Raw genomic sequence first — 24,018 nt, 5'->3', positions numbered from 1 at the left:
TATAGCTATTTTAATTTCTCAAACTGAGCTTTTCAAAATGTTTTTGATCTTTTGGTGTGCTTCTGCTTTTAGCAATTCCGCAGACTGATTGGGTTCCAATACATCATTGAAATAAACTTTCACTTTTCCCGGATGCCCTTTTCCATAATTGAAAGGAAACATCTCCTTTAAACCAACAAATGTGAATACGGCAATCGGGGACTGATGTTTCGATGAAAGTGTAAAAGCACCATCTTTAAAAGAATCCAGCAGTACCGAAGTGTCATCGGGTACCCCGCCCTCCGGAAAGATGACAATGCTTTGTCCTTCTTCCATTCTTTCTGCGCAACGGCGGTACACATCTGCACGGCTGCGGGCAGAAGACCGGTCGACCATCACACAAATCCTTTTATAAATCGTTCCAAAAATCGGAATCTTCACCAATTCCTTTTTCCCGACATAACACAGCGGATGGTGCGGCATCAGAATACACGGCAGCATCACATCCATAATAGAGGTGTGGTTGGAGACAAAAACATACGGTCGATTTTTATCCATCTTTTTATCGGTGAGGTTGATCAGCTCATAGCGGAATCCCATTCCGTAAAACATCCCGAAACACCATAAACGGATAAAAAAATAGGCATACGGATAATGTTCTTTTTTAATGGAGAACAGCAACACAGGGATGCCCAGAATCGGGGTCAGGACGGCTCCTAAAATCACCATCCAGCCTCGCCAGATATAATTCAAAACTTTTGTCATGTACTTTGAAAATTACTTTTTAGGTAAATTACAGAAGGGCTATTCATTACTCTAATGATTAACCATTGAAAATCACTTTTTTCTTCACCGAGTAATTCAAGACAGAAACCAACAGAATCGCTGCTGTTTTACTTATAACCGCCTGGCTGATAACGAAGAATCCTACATCGATATTCTCTTTGAACGCAAATCTAAAGAAAAGCTGGAAGAAAGTTAAACTCAGCAAAGTTGAGAAAAAAGAAACAAACATAAAGTAAGCAAATTCCTTGCGTTTTGAATGTTTGCCGCGCTCAAAAACAAACCAGATGCTCAGGAAATAATTAGTGATAATTCCGCAACTCGTTGAAAATATATTGCTTAGTGGGAAATGGATCCCGTAATAATTATTTTCTCCGGAAAAAATCAACGGCAGATATACGCTGAATATTTTAAATGAACCGATTTCTATGACAGCACTGAGCCCTCCCGCGATCACGAAAAGTAATACTTGTTTTTGTTTGAGTAAAAGTTCCTTCATATTAATTGTTGCAAATTTAAAACTATATGTTAAACAATCAGAAAAACTTGTTAAAATATTTTTTCGCTTTGATATATTGTTTACTTTTATTTTGTGAAAGAGAGATGTGTGAATGTAACTTTTTCATTTTTAATGAGTTAATGGAGTCTGAGACCAGAAGTAAGTTTTATAAACCAGTCAAAAATTTAATCACGAAAAAACATGACCACACAAAGACCTTACCGAAAATTTACGCCTCAACAAAAGAAAATTGAGGAATTAGAGAAAAACAGCCCCCGATTCAAAAGAATATATTCCGAGTACGAACTGATGTCTGACGAATTATGGAATCTGGAAAATACCGACACAGCCAACATACCCGATGATTTTATGGAAGCGATAAAATTACAGACCGAATATTTAGAAGAAGAAATTGATGACTGGCTTTTAAATAATTCCCCAACGGTAGATTAACCCCTCAATACTGCGGTTTTTTACCGGTGATCACTTTTTTTGAATCTGCCGTAGTTCTTCAATACCGGCTGATTAAATCAGAAGCTTTATCTTTGCAGAAATTGTCGAAGAATAGCTATGAACATCAATCTCAATCAAAATAAAAATCTGAAACTCTTTAAAATTATTTCAGAAGTTGCCGGGAAAAACAACCAAACGGTTTTTATTGTTGGCGGTTATGTGCGGGATTTATTGATGAAAAGAAAAACACCCACTGACATTGATTTTGTTACAGAAAGCAACGGAATCGATTTAGCAAAAGCTGTTGCACACGAAATTAATCCCAAACTGAAAGTTTCTGTATTCAAAAATTACGGCACTGCAATGTTCAAACATGAAGGACTGGATTTGGAATTCGTAGGTGCCCGCAAAGAAAGTTATGCTGAGCATTCCCGAAAGCCTTCTGTAGAAACCGGGACTTTGGAAGACGACCAGAAACGCAGGGATTTTACCATTAATGCCTTGGCGATTTCTTTAAATAAAGAAAACTTCGGTGACCTGATCGATCCTTTTGACGGAATTAATGATATTAAGAAAAAAATCCTCCGTACTCCCCTTGAACCCAGCCAAACGTACTCAGACGATCCTTTGCGGATGATGCGCGCGATTCGGTTTGCATCCACCTTAAATTTCAAAATTGAAGAAAATTCTCTGAAAGCCATTCAGCAGGAAGCAGAAAGAATAAGAATTGTTTCGCTGGAACGCATCATGGTGGAATTCAATAAAATTATGCTTTCCGAAAAACCTTCTCTGGGGTTGAAATTAATGGAACAAACCGGTCTAATGCAACTCATCATTCCTGAACTTACCGCATTGAAAGGAATTGAAGAAGTAGAAGGACAAACGCACAAAGACAATTTCTGGCATACGCTGGAAGTCGTTGACAACATTTGCCAGAATACAGGAAATCTTTGGCTTCGCTGGGCAGCATTGCTCCACGATATCGGAAAAGCGCCAACCAAAAAATTTGTTGACGGAACGGGCTGGACTTTTCACGGCCACGAATTCTTAGGATCAAAAATGGTGAAAAATATTTTTTACCGGTTAAAACTTCCGCTCGGAGCCGACATGAAATATGTTCAGAAATTAGTGAAGTTATCCTCCAGACCCATTGCGCTGGTGGATGATGGAACTTCTGATTCGGCGCTGCGTAGACTTTTGTTTGATGCCGGCGAAGATCTGGAAGATTTATTTATTCTGAACAAAGCCGATATTACGACCAAGAATTCTTCAAAACAGGCAAAGTTTAAAAAGAATTTCGAATATGTTGCTTTGAAAATTAAAGAAGTTGAAGAAAAAGATCAGGTTCGGAATTTTCAGCCACCCATTTCAGGCGAGGAAATTATGGAAATGTTCAACATACAGCCCGGCAGAGAAATTGGGATTTTAAAAGAGAAAGTGAAAGAAGCCATTCTGGAAGGCGAAATCGGAAACGATAAAGAAGAAGCGAAAAGTTTCGTGATTCGCGAAGGGGAATTATTAGGATTAATTCTGCAATAAATTCTCTTTGTAAAAACAAAAAAAACTTTGCCAAAGTTTAAAATCTGTGGTAAAGTTTGTAGAACTGTTTTTTAGTCCGATAATTTTCTTCCCCCAGCCCTACAGGGTGGAAAATTCTCTCATGAAGTTATCAACAAAAAGACTTGGGCTCTAAATAAAAACATTGACCTCTTTGAAAATTGAAAATCCAACTCCCTTTAGAGATGGGAAATTTGGATTTTCAATTTTTTAGGATGGTATTAAACTTTGCCAAAGTTCGAAACTTTGGCAAAGTTGATTGAGGTCTTTTATCTGTTTAAAATTGATATTGAGCACCAACGGTATAATTTCTTCCCGTGGTATTAAAACCAATAACATCAACATAAGAAGTATTAAAAAGATTGCCGATATTTACAAAAGCATCAACGTTTTTAATGATATTCTGATTGATATTGAGGTTAAATAAATTGAAACTTTCTAACTCTACATTTTTGTTGGAAAAAGTAGTAGCGTCGTAATAAGCATCAGCTCTTTTCGATACAAATTGATGAGCGAAATTAATTTTTGTGGTCGAAAAAGGTGATACTTCAAGATAAGAATTTACCCTTTGTTTCGGTTGACGGAGCATGGTTTCTTCTTTTTCTTTTTCCACGAAACTGAAATTTCCGCCCAGTTTAAACATTTCGCTGAAACGATAATCTGCGGCGATTTCAAAACCTTTTACTTTATTGTCTCCTACATTTTTAAATTGCCCTGCATAGGTAACAAAATCAACTGTTTGATAAGCAAAAGCTTCTTTTTCCTGTCTTTGGAAAAGGCTTGCGGTAACATTCAGACTTCTGTCTTTTTTTCCGAAACTCAGATCGATTTCGTGTGAAGAGTTGAGTTCAGGTTTCAGGTCAGAATTCGGTAAAGTGTAAGGAAGCGAACCGTAGTTCTGGTAAAGAGTTGGGGCAATAAAAGCGGTCGCAAAGGAATATCCTACTTTGAAATAGGTGCTTTCCATTTCATGCAGATAAAACGGATTGATGTTGTACACGAAATGATTTCCAAATTTGGAATGATCGGTCATTCTGCTTCCAAGATCAAGATTTAAACCTTCATAATTGATGTTTGCCGTTGCGAAAACATCAAAATTATTGAGTTTGGTATCGTTCATAATCAAATCATCCTGCATCGAATTTCCACCCCATGGAAGAGATTTTGCGCCCAATTTTTGTGTCTCATATTGTAGTCCTACAATAAAACTGAAGTGATCAGAAAAGGTATAATGATTAAAAAGTTCTGAGAAAAAAGTTCTTCCAGAATAACTGAATTGGTCCTGGTAACCGTTTGAAACAAAGTTCTGTCCTAATCTTTCATTTCCGGAAAACCTTGTATTGAAGGTGATTTCACCTTTGTTGTATTTAAAGTTTGCATTTGCTCCGGCATAACTCTGCTCATCATTTCCCCGGTATTTTCCATCGGTGAAAGCGCCTTCATCATAATCGAACAAATGATGATTCCATCCTCCATTCAAATTAATCGTGAAATTATCAGTTTTAAAGCCAAAATTGGCATTAATATTTTGTTTTTCGAAACCGTCTTTATCGAAATTTTCGCCGGTAGCAGAAGAAAAACCTTCGGATTTTTCATTGAATCCGGAAATCTGATAATTGAACTGACTGAGTTTTCCGCGCAGTCCCAAGTTTTGCGCAAACGTATCATAAGAACCGGCTCTTGCGCCTAAAGTTCCCTGAATTTTGTCCACCGAAGAAAATTTAGTTTTAATATTGATGACCGAAACCGTAGCATTTGAACCGTACAACACAGAAGATGCTCCATTTAAAACCTCGATGCTTTCTACATTTTCTAAAGACAAAAGCCGAAGGTCAGCCGCGTTGTAATCATTTCCTGTAACGTCTTTCAAAGGGATTCCATCAATTAAAATTAAAACATTGGCGCTTTTCCCACCGCGGATTTTCATTGATTTTGGCTCCTGAGCGTTGTTGAAATTTCCTGTAATTTGAATTCCGGCTACTTGGTCGAGGACATCGTTTACATTTTGACCTTTGTATTTCTGAAGATCCTCCTGGGAAATCAGTTTTACATTTTTTCCGGTTTTGTAAAGTTGTTGTGGTGTTTTTGAAGCGATTGTTACTTCATCGATCGTGGTTTCCTGTTGGGCAATAATGTTTGAACTTACGACAAGCATTGCTCCAACCAGGATTAATTTTTTGTTCATAAAAAATAATTAGGTTAAAGATGACTTATCGGAAAAAATGCAGGTAAAAAAACAGAACTGAAAGTTCAGTAATTCACGACTCTTCCTCCGAAAGCGTTTAATAATAATACTTTCAGTAAGGTCTCCTGACTTTCACAAAACTGCACCTTCCCGATTGCTCAGTGGTTGTATCGCAGTTTCACTAATGGTGATTTACAGTTGCGGGGACAGTTTGTGATTCGCACACAATTCCCTTTTCTAAAAGCAGGGCAAAGGTATTGTTTATTTTTTATACCACGAAAACTTCTGAACATTCAGATTCTTATCCTTACTTTTCCTGCGATGTTTTATCTCTCAGATAATGGTAAGTTTCAATCTGCGACCGTATTTCTTTAGTGTCGGCTTTTACATATTCGTTCGCCATTTTCTTGTCGAGGATTCTGGCTTTTACATTGTCGCTCAGCTGAATTTCCAGTTGGTCTTTGATTTCTTTTTTTAGGTTTTTTTGAGTGATTTTTGCGGCGGCTTCAATCCGGTAATCCAGATTACGGGTCATCCAGTCGGCAGAGGAAATATAGACATCTTCATGACCTTTATTGTAAAAATACATGATGCGGGAATGTTCCAGATATTCATCAACGATGCTGATGGCCTGGATTTTCTGTTTGAAATCCTTCTGATTAATCGCGCAGTAAATCCCACGTACAATCATTTTGATCACGACTCCTACTTTTGCAGCCTCATAAAGTTTGGTAATTAAATCCCGGTCGCTCAGGGAATTGACTTTAATGATAATTAAAGTTTTTCTGCCGGATTTGGCTTCTTCAATTTCTTTCTCAATATGGTCAATGATTTTCTCGCGCATGAATTCCGGACAAACCACCAGATTTTTGCAGGATTTCAAAGCGGGAATCACGTCCTGTTTTGGTTTTTTCAGAACGGTAAATATTTTGTTGATGTCGGCCATAATTCCCCGGTCAGAAGTCATTATCAAATGGTCACCATAAATTTTTGCCGTTTTTTCATTGAAGTTTCCAGTACTTACAAAACCATACTGAAGGGTTTTATTGTTGGCTCTTTTTTTAATGACGCAAAGTTTCGCATGAACCTTTTTATTCGGAATCCCCGTTAAAACCTTCACGCCTTCCTGCTCCAGAATCTCTTTCCATTTCAGATTGTTTTCTTCATCGAATCTTGCGCGAAGTTCCAGCATCACCGTCACTTCCTTACCGTTTCTCACCGCATTAATTAAGGCATTGATGATTTTGGAATTGCTCGCTAACCGGTACGCCGTAATCTGAATTGACTTCACGTCGGGATCCATCGCAGATTCCCGCAACAGATCGATGACTGGAGTGTATTTGTGGTAGGGAAAAGTGAGCAGAATATCGGTTTTCTGAATCACATCGGTAATTCTTTTTCCTACCAGTTCAGGATGGTCAAAAGAGGTTCTTTCGACCGGTTTTTTATAGGTTTCAAAAACATCGGGGAACTCCATGAAATGCCGGAAATTATGAATTTTCCCGCCCGGAATAATGCTGTCTTTTTTTGTTAAATGAAGTTTTCTGATCAGGAATTCCAGCAGCGCTTTGTCCATTAATTTATCAAAAGTGAAACGCGTTGGTTTTCCTTTGCGCCGGGATTTTATTCCTTTTTCTATTTTCTCGGCGAGCGTGGTTTTGATGTCATTATCCAAATCGAATTCGGCATCTTTCGTTACTTTAAAACAGTGCGCTTCAAACTCTTCATAGCCGAAGTAAGAGAAAATGTGCGGCAGATTGTAAATGATAACGTCTTCTAACAACATGACATTTTTTTCGTTGGGGACGGCCGAAGGCAGTAAAACAAACCGTCCGACGATTCGCGACGGAATTTCGATAATCGCAAATTTGCTTTCGTACTGAAATTCTTTTTTCCGCATCGCCACTCCTAAGTAAAGAGATTTGTCCCTTAAATAGGGCATGGGTGAATTGTCATGCAATAAAATCGGGATGACATTGCTTTCTACCACTTCATCAAAATAGGAAGTGACAAACTGTTTCTGAGCGGAGGTTAAATTCCTGGCGGTTTTAATGAAGACTTTCTGGTCGGCCATTTCAACCTGAATTTTCTTCCAGGTTTTCGCGAAATTCTGCTGTTGCCGGATTACAATTTCATTTATTTTCTGCAGAATCTTGGTCGGCGGCTGATAAAAGGATTCCGTGATGAATTTATCTTTGAAATCCATCGCCCGTTTTAAACCGGCCACGCGAACCCGGAAAAACTCATCCAGATTATTGGAAAAAATTCCCAAAAAACGAATCCGCAAATGCAACGGAACATACTCATCCATAGCTTCTTGTAAAACTCTCTCGTTAAAAGAAAGCCAGGTAATATCTCTTGGATTGAACTGATTCGACATTTTTTTAATTATGAATTCAAAAATAGAGATTCCTAATGGGTTTTCAGCGGTTTTTTGATTAAATTGTAGTAATATTATCCTAAAAGTTTGTTAAAACTTTGGTATATTTGAAGGAATTACAAAGATATAACATGAAGTTTTTATTGGACGATGATTTAATAAGCACCACAAAAGCAGAATCTAAAAGATATTACAAAGGGGATATTATTTTACACGAGGGCGACCGTTCCCAATGCTTTTTTTATTTAAAACATGGCGAACTTTCTGTTTTTAATTTAACGGAAAAAGGAAAAGAACTTTTGCAGCACAAAGTGAAAGAAGGTCATTTTTTTGCAGAACCTGCCATTTTGTTAAATGAGCCTGTGCCGGGAAACATAGAAGTGTGTTCTGATAAAGTGGAAATCATCAAAATTGAACGCGAGCGCCTGATTGCTTATTTAAAAGAACACCCGGAAAAACTCTTTGAATTTACGGTTTCTATCGCTAAAAAATCCATTAAAAAAAGTCACTTACTCAAGCAGATTGTTTTGTTTAATCCGGAAGACCGCATTCTGCTGCAGCTGCGTGATTTTAAAAGTGAGAATGGCTGCGACGGCGAAAAAATAATGATTAATTACACCAGGAAAGAACTTTCCCACATGACCGGCTTGAGAATTGAAACTGTTATCCGGACCATTAAAAAGATGGAAAAAGAGGGAAAACTTGAGATTGTTAACGGTAAAATTTTCATTTAAATCATGACGGGAGTCATATCCGTAATCTGTTTTTTCAGCATAATTTTGTAGGATGAAGAATATTATTTTTTGGCTTCGGTTTTCAGTTCTTAACTTTTTAATCGTTGCGGTACTGGGTGTTTTGATGAGATATAAAATCGCCTATTCACTGCCGATAGTTGATCAGAAACATGTGCAGGAAGCGCATTCTCATTTCGCTTTCTACGGTTGGATTACACAGATTATTTATGTGCTGATGATCCGGTATTTGCACGGGATTCTTTCTGAACAACAGTTGAAAAAATACCATGCTTTACTGATTGTCAATGCGGTGTCGGCGTACGCGATGATTCCGAGTTTTATTTATAATGGCTATTATTGGGCATCCATTGCCGCCTCAACTGCCGCTTTGCTGACTGGTTTTGTCTTCTTCTTTTTCTTAGTGAGAGATTTGCGGAATAATCACGATTTGGCAAAACCGTGGTTTTTGGGAGGATTGTTTTTCTCTGTTATTTCTTCGGTCGGCGTTTTTGGACTCAGTTATATGATGGCTTCAGGAAATATGCCCCAAAATTTATATCTGGCTTCCACTTATTATTACCTGCATTTTCAGTATAACGGATTTTTTATTTTCAGCTGTATAGGATTACTCATTCATTCACTAAATGAAATCGGAGCTGAAATTTCTGATCAGGAAAACAAAATGATTTTTTGGCTGATGTTTACAGGCTGTTTAATTGGTTTTGGACTTTCGGTACTTTGGATGAAAATCCCCCTTTGGATTTTTATCGCGATTGTCCTGGCGACGGTTGCACAAACATTCGGAGCGGGCAAACTGTATCTATTGGTCAAAAGAAACTGGGCGAAACTGGTTCTTCATTTTTCTGCGTTACAAAGGTTGGTCTTAATGTATGTCGGTTTTGCATTCTTCGCGAAAACGCTTTTGCAGTTGGGATCTACCATACCGGCATTGAGTCAGTTTGCCTTTGGATTCCGGAATGTAGTGATTGCCTATCTGCACTTAATTCTATTAATGTGTGTTTCGGTATTTCTGATCAACCAGATTTTGGCAACCAACGTTTTCAAAATGACCAAACCTGTGATTACCGGACTTAAACTGCTGCTTCTCGGGATTTTCTTAAATGAAGCTGTCCTTGGATTGATGGGGATTTTATCGATTAAATATATTTCAATTCCTTTTACCCCGGAAATACTGTTGGCGGTTTCTCTATTAATGTTGATTTCGCTGGGAATCATCCTATTCAATTTAAAAAGGAAGGCCTAAAAAAGCTTCCTGAAACTGAATTCCGGGAAGCTGAACAAAACATTAATTAAATTTAAACAACTTATTCGATCCTTAATTGGGTAAGATGACGCTGTCAACAACGTGAACAATTCCATTGGACGCGGGAACAGATGCGATAATATTTACGGTACCGTTCACCACCGGTTTTCCATTGACCATTTTTATGCTGATGGGGGTTCCGTCAACCATTCCCAGACTTTGACCATCTGTAAGCTGATCGGTTTTTATCACTCCTACGTAAGTGTGGTGACCCAGAATGTCATTTAATTTTTCAACGTTTTCAGGTTTCATTAAATCATCTAGAGTTCCTGCCGGAAGTTTGGCAAACGCTTCATTGGTAGGTGCGAAAACGGTGAAAGGTCCGGCGTTGCTTAAAGAGGTCGCTAAACCTGCCGCCTGTACTGCTTTTACCAAAGTCGATAAATCCGGATTGCTCACCGCCAGTTTCACAATGTCGGGAGCGCTGTCATTATCCACAACTGCTTCCTGGCCGCCGCCGACCGCTTCTGTGCCTGTGGTTTCAGTCGCTGCTGCTATTGTCTCATTCTTCGAGCAGGAAGAAAAAGTGAGGCCAATCAGTGCGAGCATCATCATTGATTTTTTCATAGCTTTTATTTTATGGGTTAATTTTTAAAAATTGAAATTGAATCAGTTTTTTTAATCTGAGATAAAATTAAGCTGAAAAATCCGTAAGCTGCTATGACTGTAATCACATATCAAACAATTAATTAGGTGAGTTTTATCAGTTTTTATAAAGCGTTCTAAAATACTTACAGATCTTTTTTATTGAACATAATCAATGACCATAAGAACGGAACCAAAGTCCAGATTCCTAAGATGATGATGGATATTACCATGCCGCCGCCTGAACCAAAAACCTGTCTGAAAATCGCACCGGCCTGTCCCAGCATCGCGGCCACATCTAACTGAAGCAGCACAAAAATTCTGGAAAGTCCAATCGGATTAACTGCCGCCAATGTGGCCATGATGCCTTCAATCGGATAATCGGCGAACTGAAACATTAAGACCAATAAAATCCCGTCGTAGATAATGGCGAAAAACATCCAGATGAAAATTGAAATCCCGATTCCTTTGGCGCGGTCTCTGCTGAAAATGGCGGCTAACATCGCTAATGAAGTAAAAATCACCGACAGAAAAACACCCGTTATCAACAAAGAAATCCCGGTCGCAATCGAAGAATATAAGAGGATCGGAATCCCGCATCCGATTAAAAATGCTAAAATAAGAGCCGTAGCAAGTCCCAGAAAAAGATTGAACCAAACCTTGCCGCGCGGAACGGGTTGGCTCAAAAGCAATTCGATAAACTGACTGCTGTTATAAACGTAAATCGTCGAGAAAATAATACTGACTAACGGAACCACCAGCAAGACCACATTCAGTAAACTCAGCGTGGCTTTGGTGTAATTATTATCCAGTCCTAAAACGGACCAGGAAATAATGAAAAGTAAAACCGTATAAAGAATCACGATTTTATTTTTTAGAATGTCAAATAAAATAAAGCGGGCTATTTTGTTCATTTTTTCATTGCTTTTAAGATCGAAATAATCCCGTCGGAAATTTTTTCGGTATTGGTTTCCTTTTTCAAATCTTCTACGGATTGGTGCACGACCACTTTGCCTTCGTTCATGAAAACGATTTCGGTGATGATATCGTCCAGTTCGCTCAGCAGGTGAGAAGTGATGATGATGAGTTTTCCTTTGTTTTTCTCCTTGATGATTTTGTTTTTCAGGATTTCTGTCGCCAGTGGATCCAGGCCGGCGGTAGGTTCATCCAGAATAATTACTTTAGGATTAAAAAGAAAAGCGAGTACGGCGCTTACTTTCTGCGTGGTTCCGCCGGAAAGCGTCCGCATTTTTTTACCGTAGATATTTTCAAGTTCGAATGCTTCCAGAAGTTCAGTGTCAAGATAATCGCTGCTGTTTTTGCGCGTATCTTTGATCATCTTAATGGTTTCCTCGATGGTCATGTTTTCGGGATATCGTCCTATCTGTGGCATATAGCCGATGTTTTCCCGGTATTTGTAATCGTCTTTTACACTTTTGCCATCGACCAAAATATCGCCCTCTTCAACTACATTTAAACCTAAAATGCATTTAATCATGGTGGTTTTTCCGCAGCCGTTTGGGCCTATTAGTGCGATGGAATGGCCATTTTCAAAGGATAAATCAATCCCGTTCAGGGCGGTGAACTTTTGGAATTTCTTCGTTAAATTTTTAATTTCAATCATATCATTGAGATGTTAATTTTCAACATCAACTTTCATTAAATTTTTCTTTTGCCAAAGTTTTAAATAAAAATCCTACAGATTATTTTTAAAGCGGAGAGGTTTCATCAGCGGTTGATCATCAACAAAACTTTCAGGCGTCAAGCTCGGAATTATTTTTTCCGTCCGGTCCAGCATGTCTACCATAAAACTTCTGAAGAGCAGCATCACCGATGGATTCTGTTCCACCAAAACCGAGTATAAACTCAACGGATGAAAGGGCACATCGCCGATTTTATCTTTATTCAGATCGTAGCCTTCATATTTGTCCCAGTAATTAAACCGGAAATCGTTCATCACGGTAGAACCGTTGGTGCTGACATCAAAAGTATTATTGATGAAATTATTTCTGATGACTTTATTTTCCATACAGTTTGAGTTGATTTTTATCGCCCACCCGTTGTTTTCGAACTGGTTATTGTAAAAATCGATTTTAGTGGCGCCGTCCGCAAATATGGCGGTGGTGTTGTTGGTGAAGGTATTTCCTTTGATCTTGCTGAATGAAATTTCTTTTAATAAAAGTCCGAAAACACTGTCGCCCCAGTTGTTGATGAATTTGTTGTGGTACATACTCACATTCATGGCGTACATTACGGCCACACCGGCTTCATTATTATCAAAGACATTTCCTGTGTAAACACTGTCGTTGGAAAACATAAAGTGCAGCCCGTACCGGAGATTGTGTCGGGAAAGGTTGCGATAGACGAAGCATTTTGCATTTTTTTCGAGGTAAATTCCGTCTTTGTGCCCGCTGATGTAATTGTTTTTCACCCAAATTTCGCGGCTTCCCAAAAGATGGATTCCGTCGCCGATGCTTTCCTCAGAAGTGCCGCGGTTGCTGGTGATTTTGTTATTGCTGATCAAACAGCGCAATCCTCTCTGAACATAAATTCCGAAATGGTTATTTTCAAAAATATTATTATCGATGACCGAATCGGCGCTGGTGTAAATATGCACGGCGGCCACACTTTTGATTTCGTCTCTGCCGCTGTTGATCAGTTTAAATCCTTTCAAAGTAATACGGTCAGCCTTAAAGGTGATGATTTCTCCGTCGAGGTTTCCGTCAATTACCGGTCGGTCTATTCCGATCAGGGTTAATGATTTTTCGATATCGATGGTTCCTTCCCGATAATGGCCCTTCTGCACGAAAATAGTGTCGCCGTTTTTTGCGGCGGCAATGGCTTGTCTGATGGTTTTGTACTGCCCGTTTTTACCGACTTTTAAAAGTGCGGAAAACGCAAAAACCGGTAAAAGTATAAACAGTAAACAGGATATTTTATTTTTCATATTTCATACCAACTGCGATCCTTGGGGGATTACAAGTTTGCAGATTGTTATTGGAGTAGGGTTGCGTGTAATTCGGTCGCTGCTTTTTCTGCAGAGGCTTTGTCTTTGTAAGCCTGTGTGTTTCCGCCCATTGGACTTTTAATGTCGCCTCCTTTAATAAAAGTGGCCGTATTGCTTTCTATAAACGCTCCACTTGGGAAATCGGCCACATATGCTTTTGCATTACCGGTGGTTTCGGGATTAGAAGTTTGGTAATCCTCCATGCAGTGAATGTCATCAAATTTATAAAGTCTGCCTTTTTCGGTAATTAATTCGGTAGCGTATTTAGGCTCGGTAATGGTCATTTTGCAGTTGTCGCACTGGTCTTTGCCCACCGCAATTTCCTGGGGTCCGGTTTTCGTACATGCGGTCAAAGCAATCATGCTGCCTGCTAAAAATAATCTTCCTAATAATTTCATAATTTTTAATTTTTTTAAATAGATAATAAGTTGAAATAATGGAAGGTCTCAAACTGCTTTTTTAGCAATTCTGTTTTCCATCAATGCTAAGATAATCAAAATAACACCAGCGCCAATCATGATGCCGCCTCCAATATTGGGATAAGACCATACTTCAAAATTAAGCAATTGTTTATAGCCGAAAAGTGGAGGTTGGTAAGACATTCCGGGAACGATAATCGCTGCATGAGGATTCAGGTTGTGGCCGTAATCGTAGAGCCACCGCCAGAAATCAAATACGAATCCTACACCGAAGAGTAAATAGATGCCGGTTAGGGTATAAAGAAGTTTCCGGCTGTTCAAGAAAGCGGCCAAAAAACAGAGAAGTGCAAAAATTCCTAATGCGTAAGGCAGGATTTTGAATTCCCAAAATTCGTCGGCGTGTATTTCTTTCATCCCGATATAATGATTCAGACCGTTAATGATTGCGTATTCTCCGGATATTTTATCGGCGTGGATGAACATCGCTAGGCCTTCCGGATATTGTGGCGCGTTGAGATAGATGGACCAGATGGGCACAAAAATCGCAACAATTAATCCGATGCCCAAAAGGATAAGAAGTATTTTACTCCATTTTTGGATTGCGTTTGTTTTCATTTTGTTTTTTTTAAGGTATTTAAGTTTTTGCTGATGGATTCAGTAAAGTGACGGTATACTGTTTTTCAGTAAATGACCTCAATTATTTAAATTAAAAAGGGCAGTAAAAACTGCCCTTTATTCCTGATTTTTACTTGGTTTCACCTTGTTTTACAGGGCTTTGAGCATTGTCCTTTTTATTATTCAGTGAATAGATAAGCGGGGTATTGCTGCCAGCCGGTGATACTCTTACGTATCCCTGCATTTCCTGGTGTAGGGCAGAACAGAAGTCGGTACAGTACATCGGATACATTCCCGGTTTTAGGGGAACCCATTTCAGGGTACAGGTTTCTCCCGGCATGATGAGGAGTTCGGCATTTTGTGCACCTTTGATTGCGAATCCGTGCGGCACATCCCAATCCTGTTCCAGATTCGTCACGTGGAAGTAAACTTCGTCACCTACTTTTACGCCCTCGATATTATCCGGTGCAAAGTGAGAGCGGATAGAAGTCATATAAACATGAACTTTATTTCCTTCTCTGACTACTTTACTTTCAGCTTCACCTTTGGTCGCATACGGGTGTTTGTTGTCTTCCAGTTTATAGAATTTTATCTGGTTTTTCGTAAACAAAGCTGCCGGACCTGCCTGCGCGTAATGCGGCTCGCCAATGGTTGGGAAGTCCAGGAGCAGTTTCATTTTGTCTCCACTGATGTCAAACAGCTGGGCAGACTGCGTTAATTCCGGACCCGTTGGTAAATACCGGTCTTTCGTAATTTTGTTATAAGCAACCAGATATTTTCCGTAAGGATTTTTAGTATCTCCACCTGGAATCATTAAGTGACCTACAGAGTAGAACGTTGGAGTTCTGTCTAAAACCTTACAGGTTGCGATATCCCATTTCACGACTTCAGAAGAAACGAACATCGAGGTATAGGCATTTCCCTTTCCGTCAAATTCGGTGTGGAGTGGCCCTAAACCCGGTTTTTGAACTTCACCGTGTAAAACGGCATCATATTTAACGATTGGAATACCGTCAAATTCACCTGAGAAATTTTTGTCTGCAATTGCTTTCATTAATTTATCAAAACTGAAAACAGGGATCAAAGCAGCCAGTTTTCCGGAACCAATAATGTACTCCCCCGTTGGATCAATGTCGCAACCGTGCGGAGATTTTGGACAGGGAATTAAATAGCAGATGTCTTTTAATTCTTTAGCAGAAAGAACAGATACTTCTTTTAAGATTTCAGATTTCGCCATTTGGGTAGATTCGTCAAAGGTGTTGTGCGCGTATTCTACCGCCATTTTTTTGGCTTTTCCTGCTTTCAGATATTCTTCAGCTTTTTTCCAGTTGACGGCCATGATGAAATCTTTCTCGTTTTGAGAAGCATTTACTTCCAGAAGCGTGTTGGCCTGTTCGGAGTTATAGCAGGAGAAAAAGAACCAGCCGTGGGATTTCCCTTTACCGGCGTGCGACAGGTCAAAGTTGAATCCCGGAGCTTCAATTTGGAACGTAATGTCCATTTTTCCATCTTCTTTTCCAATTCCGATAAAAGAAAGGTAGCCTTTAAAATTTTCTTTGAAAGACTCAATTGGGACATCGCCCTGTCCGTCCACAGGTACGGCAAAACGGGTTCCGGCAACGACATATTCTGTGTTTTCCGTTAAGAAAGGAGAGGAGTGGTTCCCTGCAGAGTTAGGGATTTCAATAATCTCTGTTGTTTTAAAAGTGGTCAGGTCAATCTTAGCAACACGCGGAGTGTTATTGGCGTTGGCAAATAAATACCTGCCGTCAATTTCTCCGTTGGTCTGTGACAGGGCAAGGTGGTGCTGGTCATCCCAAGGCACGAACCCGTGGGAAGTTTCGAGCATCGGTTTTGTTTCTTCACTGAATCCATAACCATTTTCCGGATGTACAGAGAATACGGGAACGATTTTCAAAGTTCTGCCACTTGGTAGCCCGACAACGCTGATTTGCCCATTAAAACCACCGCTGACGAAGTTGTAAACCTCATCATGTTTTCCCGGAGCAACATACACTTTCTCCGCAGCATCGCCTGATACAGCAGTCTGCGTACCCTTAGGTTTACATGCGACAATACTCACCGCAGCAAAAGCTGCGAGTCCAATTTTCTTGTAAGTTTTCATATATTATTGATTAATTCTTTCGGAATAGAAAGGAAAAGAAGATGAATGGTAAATAAGAATCTGTTTACCATTCATCATCAGGAGGTATTATTTGGCGCCGTCGATCTGTCTCATGTATTCGAGAACTTCTCTGGCGTCGGTATCTGTAAGGGCTTGATTTGGCATTCTCACCAAACAGAGTTCCAGTTGTTTCTGTAATTCAGGATCTACGTCGATCATCGGGTCTGGATTAGAGATAAAGTTCATAATCCATTCCGGAGTCTGTCTTTTTGTAACGCCCAGCCAGCCCGGACCCACTAATTTTTCGTCGGTTGGTTTGTGGCAGGAAGTACATTTTACTTCAGCTATTTTTTTACCTGCAGCAGCCATTGCCGGATCAAACTTACTTACATCAACGTTTTCATGTTTACCAAGACCTCTGTTCGGGTCATATTTGGCGGCACTTGCTTCCATTTCAGCTGAACTTTCGTTCTCGGTGGCGGCAGCTCCGGTCTCAGCAGAACCTGAAGGGATTGAATCGGTTTTTTTGTCTCCTCCGCAAGAGAATAAGGCGAAGGTAAGCGTTGCCAGGGCAATTGTTTTTACTAATTTCATTGTTTTGATTTTTTTGTATGTTCAAAAGTACTACCGTTTGCTTGATTCTCGTTATGACTGTAATCATATATACCGTATGATAATTATCGTCAAATTTGTGATACAAAATTTTAACTGATATTTAAAATAAGAAAAGAATGAAAAAGTATCTCGTAATCTGCGGCGTTTTAGCACTGGTAGCATGTAACAAGAAAGAAAGCAATCCCAATATGGACAGCAATGTAATGAAGGAGGAACCTGTAGTGAAAGTTGTAGATTCTGCGGCAGCAGGTAAAAATGAAGGGCTGGCTCTGATCGAAGGAGCAGATTGTTTAACCTGTCATAAAGTTGATGCCAGACTTGTTGGGCCCTCTTACCAGGAAGTAGCAGATAAATATACAGAAGGCGATCTTGATATGCTTGCCAACAAGATTATTGAAGGCGGAAAAGGGAACTGGGGAGAAATCCCGATGACACCACACACGGGCATGAGTAAAGAAAATGCTAAGAAAATGGTGGAATATATCATGACGCTTAAAAAATAACAGACCGCTTCATTAAAAATTAAAGACATCTTACCGGGTAAGGTGTCTTTTTTGTTTCTGGGTCAGAATCAAATCTAATAAATGAAGCGCTGTGACATTTTGTATGGTGATAAAGTTTTGAAAAGTATTTTGGTCTTGAAAAAATAAGTATTACAGAACGTTATTTTTTTTTGTGAAAAAATCAGTGTCATTTATGTTTTGCTGAAACGCAATATGCATATCCGGAATGAGGATTAAGAACCTGTTTAAAAATGATTAAAATAGTTAAACCGCAAAATGAGCAAAAAAAATCTAAAAAGAAAACACTCCAGAGAGCAAAAAACACAACTTTTTAGGACAGTTTCCTTATTTGCTCTTTGAAAAGCTTAAAAGAATATCCCTTTTGTGCCTTTTGTGGTTTTTACACAAATTTAAACAGGCTCTAAAAATATATTTCTTCTCATCAACGATCTGTGCAATTCTGATGAGAAGTGAGAAATATAAATGTTCCGTTTCGTTTCTGGGACGGCACCCAATCTGTCAATTTGTCATAAATTTTCCCTTGGTATAAAATTGGAGAAGTACAGATTGTAAAAATTAACATTAATAACAACTAAAAATATAAATAAAATGAGCAAAATAATTGGAATCGACTTAGGAACAACCAATTCTTGTGTCGCTGTAATGGAAGGTAAAGATCCCGTAGTAATTCCTAATGCAGAAGGCAAAAGAACAACTCCTTCCATCGTTGCATTTACAGAAGACGGTGAAAGAAAAGTAGGAGATCCTGCAAAAAGACAGGCGGTAACCAATCCGACCAAGACCGTATATTCTATTAAAAGATTTATCGGAACCCACTTTAAAGATGATGCATCTGAAGTTTCCAGAGTACCTTATACAGTAGTACCTGGTCCTAACGATACCGCAAAAGTAAAGATCGACGACAGAGAATATACCCCTCAGGAAATCTCTGCAATGATTCTTCAGAAAATGAAGAAAACTGCCGAAGATTATTTGGGACAGGAAGTAACAAGAGCCGTAATTACCGTTCCTGCTTATTTTAATGACGCACAGAGACAGGCTACCAAAGAAGCAGGTGAAATTGCCGGTTTAAAAGTAGAAAGAATTATCAATGAGCCTACCGCAGCAGCATTGGCTTATGGTTTAGATAAAAATCACAAAGACCAGAAAATCGCAGTTTATGATTTGGGTGGAGGAACTTTTGACGTTTCTATCCTTGATTTGGGCGACGGTGTTTTCGAAGTATTATCCACCAACGGTGATACCCACTTAGGGGGTGATGATTTTGATGATGTGATCATCAACTGGTTAGCAGACGAATTTAAAACCGAAGAAGGCGTTGATTTGAAAGCTGATCCAATCGCGCTTCAAAGATTAAAAGAAGCCGCAGAGAAAGCAAAAATCGAATTGTCTTCTTCTTCACAAACTGAAATTAACCTTCCTTATATTACCGCAACTGCAACAGGTCCGAAACACTTGGTTAAGACTTTGACCAAATCAAAATTCGAACAGTTGGCGGCTGATTTGGTAAGACGTTCTATGGAGCCTTGTAAAAAAGCCCTTTCAGATGCTGGTCTTTCCGTTTCAGATATCGATGAGGTAATTTTAGTGGGTGGTTCTACAAGAATCCCAATCATTCAGGAGCAGGTAGAGAAATTCTTCGGTAAGACCCCTTCAAAAGGAGTGAATCCGGATGAGGTTGTAGCGTTAGGAGCTGCGATTCAGGGTGGAGTTTTAACTGGTGATGTGAAAGACGTTCTTTTATTAGATGTTACGCCACTTTCATTAGGTATTGAAACCATGGGTTCTGTCTTTACAAAACTGATTGACGCAAATACCACAATCCCGACTAAAAAATCAGAGGTTTTCTCAACAGCAAGTGACAACCAGCCTGCAGTTTCTATCAGAGTAGGACAGGGAGAAAGACCAATGTTTAATGACAATAAAGAAATCGGGCGTTTTGATTTATCAGACATTCCACCGGCTCAGAGAGGAGTTCCTCAGATCGAAGTAACTTTCGATATCGATGCCAACGGAATCCTGAGTGTTTCTGCCAAAGATAAAGGAACCGGAAAAGAACAGTCAATTAAAATTCAGGCAAGTTCAGGACTTTCAGATGATGAAATCCAAAGAATGAAGCGTGAAGCTGAAGAAAATGCTTCTGCGGATGCGAAGAAAAAAGAAGAAGTTGAAGTATTCAACAAAGCAGACGGATTGATCTTCCAGACTGAAAAACAACTGAAAGAATTTGGTGACAAATTATCTGCTGATAAAAAAGCGGCCGTTGAAGCTGCGCATACAGAATTGAAAGCCGCTTTCGAAGCGAAAGACATGGAGAGCGTAAAAGCGAAAACTGAAGCTTTGGATGCTGCTTGGATGGCTGCTTCTGAAGAAATGTACGCTGCAGGCAACCAGGGACAGCCAGGTGCTGACCAGGCACAGGGAAATCCTGCTGGAAATGCAGGAGGCGAAGATGTTCAGGATGCTGACTTCGAAGAAGTGAAATAATCCCCACAAAAAAAGTCCCTCTCCTCTGGAGAAGGATTTAGGGTGAGGAAAAATAATTGGAATTCCCCAGGTGAAAACTTGGGGAATTTTTTATATCTTTATAAAAATGAATTGGCATGTTCCTCTGTTGCCGGGGCAATCATCCGGTATTTTGAACTGCTTTTCAGTCATCGTATGTTAATTCTCCATTACCGGATCTACAACAACTCCATAGCAACTCCATAACAACTCCATAACCAGTCCATTAATTTTATAGTTAAGCGGTTGACTTACAGTATATTTCTTTACCTCTTGGGTGCCGCCTGGCTAAAAGCTTCCTTAGCACTGCTATACTTAGGCGCTGTGAGCAGATCACCTCTTCCGCCTTTCACCCTCCAACTGACGATAATGTCATAATGCCTAGATGCTTCATAGATGCTTCATGGATACTTCATGGATAGTTCATGAGGAGTTCATGACCGTACTTTTGCAAAAAAGAACAAAATACCCGGTTCGATGGCCAAAAAAAATTCCGCGATAACAACATTGAATTTTAGAGCCCTGTTTACATTTGCTTACAAAAAATATTTTCTTTTTCCCCAACCTAAAAGGTGGAAAATTCTCTGAAAATTTCATCAAAATTATTCCCTTTTTTATGCTGAGCGAAGCCGAAGTAAGGGTTGGGGAAATTAATTTTGATGAAATTTAAACAGACTTTTAAACAGTATTTTAAAAAAAAATCCCGGCTGAAAAAGGGAGAACGAACTGCTCTGTTTCCTACACCGGTTTCTTTCCGCCGGAAACGGCCGGATTTACCGAAAACGACTCCATGTGGCGATCTCCTATTTAATGCTTTCTCATGCTTTCTCGTGAATTTGTCTTACTCCAATAAGCTTTATCGTCCTGGTTGATCTTAAAAGTATAAAGAAATCTTTGTTTGTCGTTGCATTACTAAAGGCAATAAATAAACTTTTATTTTGTATGCAAAGACAAGACATGCAGTATGTTAACGTCTACTTAAAATATCATAAAGTTTTGCTTCGGCGGTAAAATTTATGGTTTTCAGACATTTCTTTAAAAAGATTTTACAGTAATTTTGTACGATGGAGCGCAGCGCTTAATTTCCGCCATTCAAGCTAAATTAAAGCGTAACTCACATTATTTATTAACCGACTAAATTGATAAAGATGAGTTCAAAAGTAAATTCCTTATTGGCAAGAAATACGGAAAATGCTGCAAAAGCAATCGGTCCCTACTCGCAAACGGTAGCCTTCTCCCATTACAATAACCTGTCGGCCCAATTGCCGGTCGATCCGAAATCAGGTGCGTTGGTATCCGGCGGTATCAGGGAGCAGGCAGAACAGTGCTTCAAAAACATCAAGGCCGTTGTAGACAGTATCGGCCATGTGATGAGCGATCTTATAAGAATCACTGTATTCGTAACCAACATCAAAGATGCTGATGCTGTAGACGAAGTTTATAAAACATTCTTCCCAACCTATGTTCCGACAAGGACGACAGTGGCCGTGGCAGCCTTACCGATGAATGCGCTGGTTCAGATTGAAGCTCTTATTTCGAACGGCGAAGGCACCATTCCAGACGCACCACAATCCGGAGATCTTATAAAACTGACCAATAATACGCCCAATGCGCCCGTAAGTACTTTATCTGCGCAGGCGGTCGCTTTCTCTCACTACAATAACCTTTCAGCTCAGTTACCAGTCGATCCGAAATCGGGCAGATTGGTGGCTGGCGGTGTAAAAGAGCAGACGACCCAGTGCCTGAAAAATATCAAGGCGATTTTAGAAAGTATCGATGTTCCTTTTGACGATATTGTCAAAATTAATATCTTCCTTAAAAACCTCGCAGATATTGATGCCGTAAACGAAGTGTACTCCACATTTTTCCCAGACTCTGCGATTGCCAGAACTGTAGGGTATGTTCCTGCACGCACAACAGTTGCCGCTTCAGCCTTACCGATGGATGCCCTAATCCAGATTGAAGCAGTGGTGTCACACGGAGACGGTACTCCTCCCCAAGCCGTAGAGCACAGACATGGAATCGTTATCTGGGCAAATAACACTCAAAATGCACCTGAATGTTCTCTGAGTACACAAACCGTAGCTTTTTCTCATTACAATCATCTTTCAGCGCAACTGCCTTTGGATGCGAAAACGGGTGAACTGGTTGCCGGTGGTATAAAAGAACAGACGGAACAGTGTTTAAAAAACATCAAGGCCATCGTCGAAAGCATCAACCACGTTATGGAAGATGTCGTTAAAGTCAATATCTTTGTTAAAAATATTGCAGATATGGATGCCGTAGACGAAGTTTACAAAAAATTCTTCCCTGGCGGTATTCCTGCTAGAAGAACAGTGGGCGTCTCCGCTTTACAGAAAGATGCTTTGATCCAGATTGATGCAGTTGTTGCCAACGCAGAAGGAACTCCTCCAAAAGCATAACTGGAATTTTCCGTCAAATACAGCACGGAGCGAAGTTATTTGTGAGTGCCGGCCGCAGAGGCGAAATCATTATTCTGAAAGACTGCTTCTCCTCGGTGATTGAACGGAACCGAAATCACCTGCACGAAAGGATCCGTAGGATCTTCACTGAATATGGTAATGGTAAAATAAACTTATTGAATTTTAAAAAAAATGGAATATTCCATGTTAAAAGCAATTGCAGAAATTGCACAGGAATTGGACTGCGGAAATGACTGCTATTATCATCCCACAAGTCATGAAATAATTTCAATTCCGAACTTTTCAAACTTTTTTGATGAAGAGGAATTTCAGGAATGCTTTAAAGATGAGCTACAGGCGGTTGAGAAAAACAGGCCGGATTTCATTAAAATAGAGGTTGTAGAAAGCAAGGAATCCTTTAAAATAATGAAACTATTCGTTGACCAGCTAAATGACACCCGGTATCAAGCAGAACTGGAAAGTATTTTAGAAAACAAAAAGCCCTTTCAGAATTTTAAGAATTCAATCGACAACTCTGATTTTAGAGAAGAATGGTTTGCTTTTAAAAAATTGCAACTGGAAAAAATAGTGGCAATGCAATTAAATGAAGCAAAAGGCATTGTGAAATAGATGAACGGGCCTTGAAGTGTACCTTGAGTTCGGGGTTTTCACCTAAAGACCAGGCACTATCTAAGATTTCACGGTGCAAAGGTTTTTTAACAAAAAGTCCATGGCCACCGCAGATTTTCATCGTACCCGTGACGGGATTCAGCCGTTTCCTGAGTGTCCTGTACTGTTCTGTTTCTATTGAAATCCAGGCCGCGCAATTGCCGTGGTTCCTCCCACTACTGTACGATTGCACCTTCAACGTTTTTAAATTGTTAATCTGATGGCTGTTTGATAATAGTATCCATGCGCAAGGTTGCTGACGGTTTAGCGCACGACTCCATCGTGGGATCAAATCCGAACCTGGTAAGGGAGCTCAGTTATAGATTGTTCGCTTGACGCGCACTTTTTATCACAAAACAGTATTTTAAAAAATTCCCGGCTGAAAAGCGAATAACGGACTGTTCTATTTCCTACACCGGTTTCTTTCCGCCGGAAACGGCCGGATTTGCCGAAAACGACCAAATCTGCCGGTCTCTTATTTAATGCTTTCTTATGCTTTATCGTGGGGGATTCCTGGGGGATTCCCAGGGGATGACGGTAGTGTCTTAAAAAGTGTGTAAAAAAAATGTTGTCGTTGTTGTTGATTTGGTTTAGAAATGTGGGTAACTTTAAGCGAAGCGTAAAAAAGTTATCCATA

Annotated in this window: 20 protein-coding genes and 1 riboswitch; of the genes, 8 read left to right on the top strand and 12 right to left on the bottom strand. The window is 39.6% G+C overall.

Annotated elements, in window-relative coordinates; genetic code table 11:
- Positions 1 to 18: 18 nt before the first annotated feature.
- Positions 19 to 744 carry a 1-acyl-sn-glycerol-3-phosphate acyltransferase gene (locus QF004_RS11860; RefSeq protein ID WP_133439658.1) on the bottom strand — a complete coding sequence of 242 codons (726 nt, stop codon included), beginning with the start codon at positions 742 to 744 and terminating at the stop codon, positions 19 to 21.
- A gap of 58 nt (positions 745 to 802) precedes the next feature.
- Positions 803 to 1,261: a GtrA family protein gene (locus tag QF004_RS11855; RefSeq protein ID WP_133439659.1), complete on the bottom strand. Its 459-nt coding sequence runs from the start codon at positions 1,259 to 1,261 to the stop codon at positions 803 to 805.
- 201 nt (positions 1,262 to 1,462) lie between these two features.
- Here QF004_RS11855 and QF004_RS11850 point away from each other — a divergent pair, with 201 nt between their 5' ends.
- Together QF004_RS11850 and QF004_RS11845 are read left to right on the top strand one after the other, a co-directional pair.
- The gene (locus tag QF004_RS11850; RefSeq protein ID WP_133439660.1) at positions 1,463 to 1,714 is read left to right on the top strand and encodes a hypothetical protein; all 252 of its coding nucleotides are present in this window, start codon (positions 1,463 to 1,465) and stop codon (positions 1,712 to 1,714) included.
- Between the two features lie 117 nt (positions 1,715 to 1,831).
- Positions 1,832 to 3,253, top strand: a complete 1,422-nt coding sequence (locus tag QF004_RS11845; RefSeq protein ID WP_133439661.1) for a CCA tRNA nucleotidyltransferase — start codon at positions 1,832 to 1,834, stop codon at positions 3,251 to 3,253.
- 295 nt (positions 3,254 to 3,548) lie between these two features.
- Here the strand turns inward: QF004_RS11845 and QF004_RS11840 are convergent, their stop codons facing one another.
- A complete protein-coding gene (locus tag QF004_RS11840; RefSeq protein ID WP_307426572.1) occupies positions 3,549 to 5,456 on the bottom strand; it encodes a TonB-dependent siderophore receptor in 1,908 nt (635 codons plus the stop codon).
- Positions 5,457 to 5,553: 97 nt separating this feature from the next.
- Positions 5,554 to 5,748, bottom strand: a riboswitch (cobalamin riboswitch).
- A gap of 15 nt (positions 5,749 to 5,763) precedes the next feature.
- On the bottom strand, positions 5,764 to 7,836 hold the full coding sequence (gene ppk1 / locus QF004_RS11835) for a polyphosphate kinase 1 (RefSeq protein ID WP_307426568.1): 2,073 nt from the start codon (positions 7,834 to 7,836) through the stop codon (positions 5,764 to 5,766).
- A 131-nt stretch (positions 7,837 to 7,967) separates the two neighbouring features.
- On the opposite strand from ppk1, the gene QF004_RS11830 reads away from it, so the two are divergent.
- The gene (locus QF004_RS11830) at positions 7,968 to 8,570 is read left to right on the top strand and encodes a Crp/Fnr family transcriptional regulator (protein WP_133439664.1); all 603 of its coding nucleotides are present in this window, start codon (positions 7,968 to 7,970) and stop codon (positions 8,568 to 8,570) included.
- A gap of 52 nt (positions 8,571 to 8,622) precedes the next feature.
- A complete protein-coding gene (locus QF004_RS11825) occupies positions 8,623 to 9,834 on the top strand; it encodes a hypothetical protein (protein ID WP_307426564.1) in 1,212 nt (403 codons plus the stop codon).
- A gap of 72 nt (positions 9,835 to 9,906) precedes the next feature.
- Here QF004_RS11825 and QF004_RS11820 read toward each other — a convergent pair whose 3' ends face one another.
- The 8 genes from QF004_RS11820 to QF004_RS11785 form a co-directional block, all read right to left on the bottom strand.
- Positions 9,907 to 10,461 (bottom strand): fasciclin domain-containing protein, encoded by a 555-nt coding sequence (locus QF004_RS11820; protein ID WP_307426561.1) that lies wholly within the window; start codon positions 10,459 to 10,461, stop codon positions 9,907 to 9,909.
- 164 nt (positions 10,462 to 10,625) lie between these two features.
- On the bottom strand, positions 10,626 to 11,393 hold the full coding sequence (locus QF004_RS11815; RefSeq protein WP_282904640.1) for an ABC transporter permease subunit: 768 nt from the start codon (positions 11,391 to 11,393) through the stop codon (positions 10,626 to 10,628).
- Positions 11,390 to 12,103, bottom strand: a complete 714-nt coding sequence (locus tag QF004_RS11810) for an ABC transporter ATP-binding protein (RefSeq protein WP_133439667.1) — start codon at positions 12,101 to 12,103, stop codon at positions 11,390 to 11,392. The genes QF004_RS11815 and QF004_RS11810 overlap by 4 nt, the downstream gene beginning before the upstream one ends.
- A gap of 72 nt (positions 12,104 to 12,175) precedes the next feature.
- Positions 12,176 to 13,426, bottom strand: a complete 1,251-nt coding sequence (locus tag QF004_RS11805; protein ID WP_307426558.1) for a nitrous oxide reductase family maturation protein NosD — start codon at positions 13,424 to 13,426, stop codon at positions 12,176 to 12,178.
- A 47-nt stretch (positions 13,427 to 13,473) separates the two neighbouring features.
- Positions 13,474 to 13,884, bottom strand: coding sequence for a nitrous oxide reductase accessory protein NosL (locus QF004_RS11800; protein WP_133439669.1), 411 nt, complete (start codon positions 13,882 to 13,884; stop codon positions 13,474 to 13,476).
- Positions 13,885 to 13,932: 48 nt separating this feature from the next.
- Positions 13,933 to 14,520: a hypothetical protein gene (locus QF004_RS11795; RefSeq protein WP_133439670.1), complete on the bottom strand. Its 588-nt coding sequence runs from the start codon at positions 14,518 to 14,520 to the stop codon at positions 13,933 to 13,935.
- A 130-nt stretch (positions 14,521 to 14,650) separates the two neighbouring features.
- A complete protein-coding gene (gene nosZ, locus QF004_RS11790; RefSeq protein WP_282904644.1) occupies positions 14,651 to 16,645 on the bottom strand; it encodes a Sec-dependent nitrous-oxide reductase in 1,995 nt (664 codons plus the stop codon).
- A gap of 87 nt (positions 16,646 to 16,732) precedes the next feature.
- Positions 16,733 to 17,239 (bottom strand): c-type cytochrome, encoded by a 507-nt coding sequence (locus QF004_RS11785; protein WP_307426553.1) that lies wholly within the window; start codon positions 17,237 to 17,239, stop codon positions 16,733 to 16,735.
- 137 nt (positions 17,240 to 17,376) lie between these two features.
- Here QF004_RS11785 and QF004_RS11780 point away from each other — a divergent pair, with 137 nt between their 5' ends.
- The 4 genes from QF004_RS11780 (at position 17,377) to QF004_RS11765 (ending at position 23,342) form a co-directional block, all read left to right on the top strand.
- Complete coding sequence (locus QF004_RS11780) at positions 17,377 to 17,763, top strand: c-type cytochrome (protein ID WP_282904646.1); 387 nt, start codon at positions 17,377 to 17,379, stop codon at positions 17,761 to 17,763.
- A 609-nt stretch (positions 17,764 to 18,372) separates the two neighbouring features.
- Entirely contained in the window at positions 18,373 to 20,271 is a 1,899-nt protein-coding gene (gene dnaK, locus QF004_RS11775) for a molecular chaperone DnaK (RefSeq protein ID WP_133439674.1), read from the top strand.
- A 1,166-nt stretch (positions 20,272 to 21,437) separates the two neighbouring features.
- Positions 21,438 to 22,712 carry a RidA family protein gene (locus QF004_RS11770; RefSeq protein ID WP_307426547.1) on the top strand — a complete coding sequence of 425 codons (1,275 nt, stop codon included), beginning with the start codon at positions 21,438 to 21,440 and terminating at the stop codon, positions 22,710 to 22,712.
- 192 nt (positions 22,713 to 22,904) lie between these two features.
- Entirely contained in the window at positions 22,905 to 23,342 is a 438-nt protein-coding gene (locus QF004_RS11765; protein WP_307426544.1) for a UPF0158 family protein, read from the top strand.
- Positions 23,343 to 24,018: the final 676 nt, after the last annotated feature.

Origin of the sequence: Chryseobacterium sp. MDT2-18, assembly GCF_030815285.1 — a bacterium.
Classification (GTDB): domain Bacteria; phylum Bacteroidota; class Bacteroidia; order Flavobacteriales; family Weeksellaceae; genus Kaistella; species Kaistella salivictor.
Note: the sequence above shows the minus strand (reverse complement) of the source record. Positions and strands in the feature narration are given on the sequence as shown.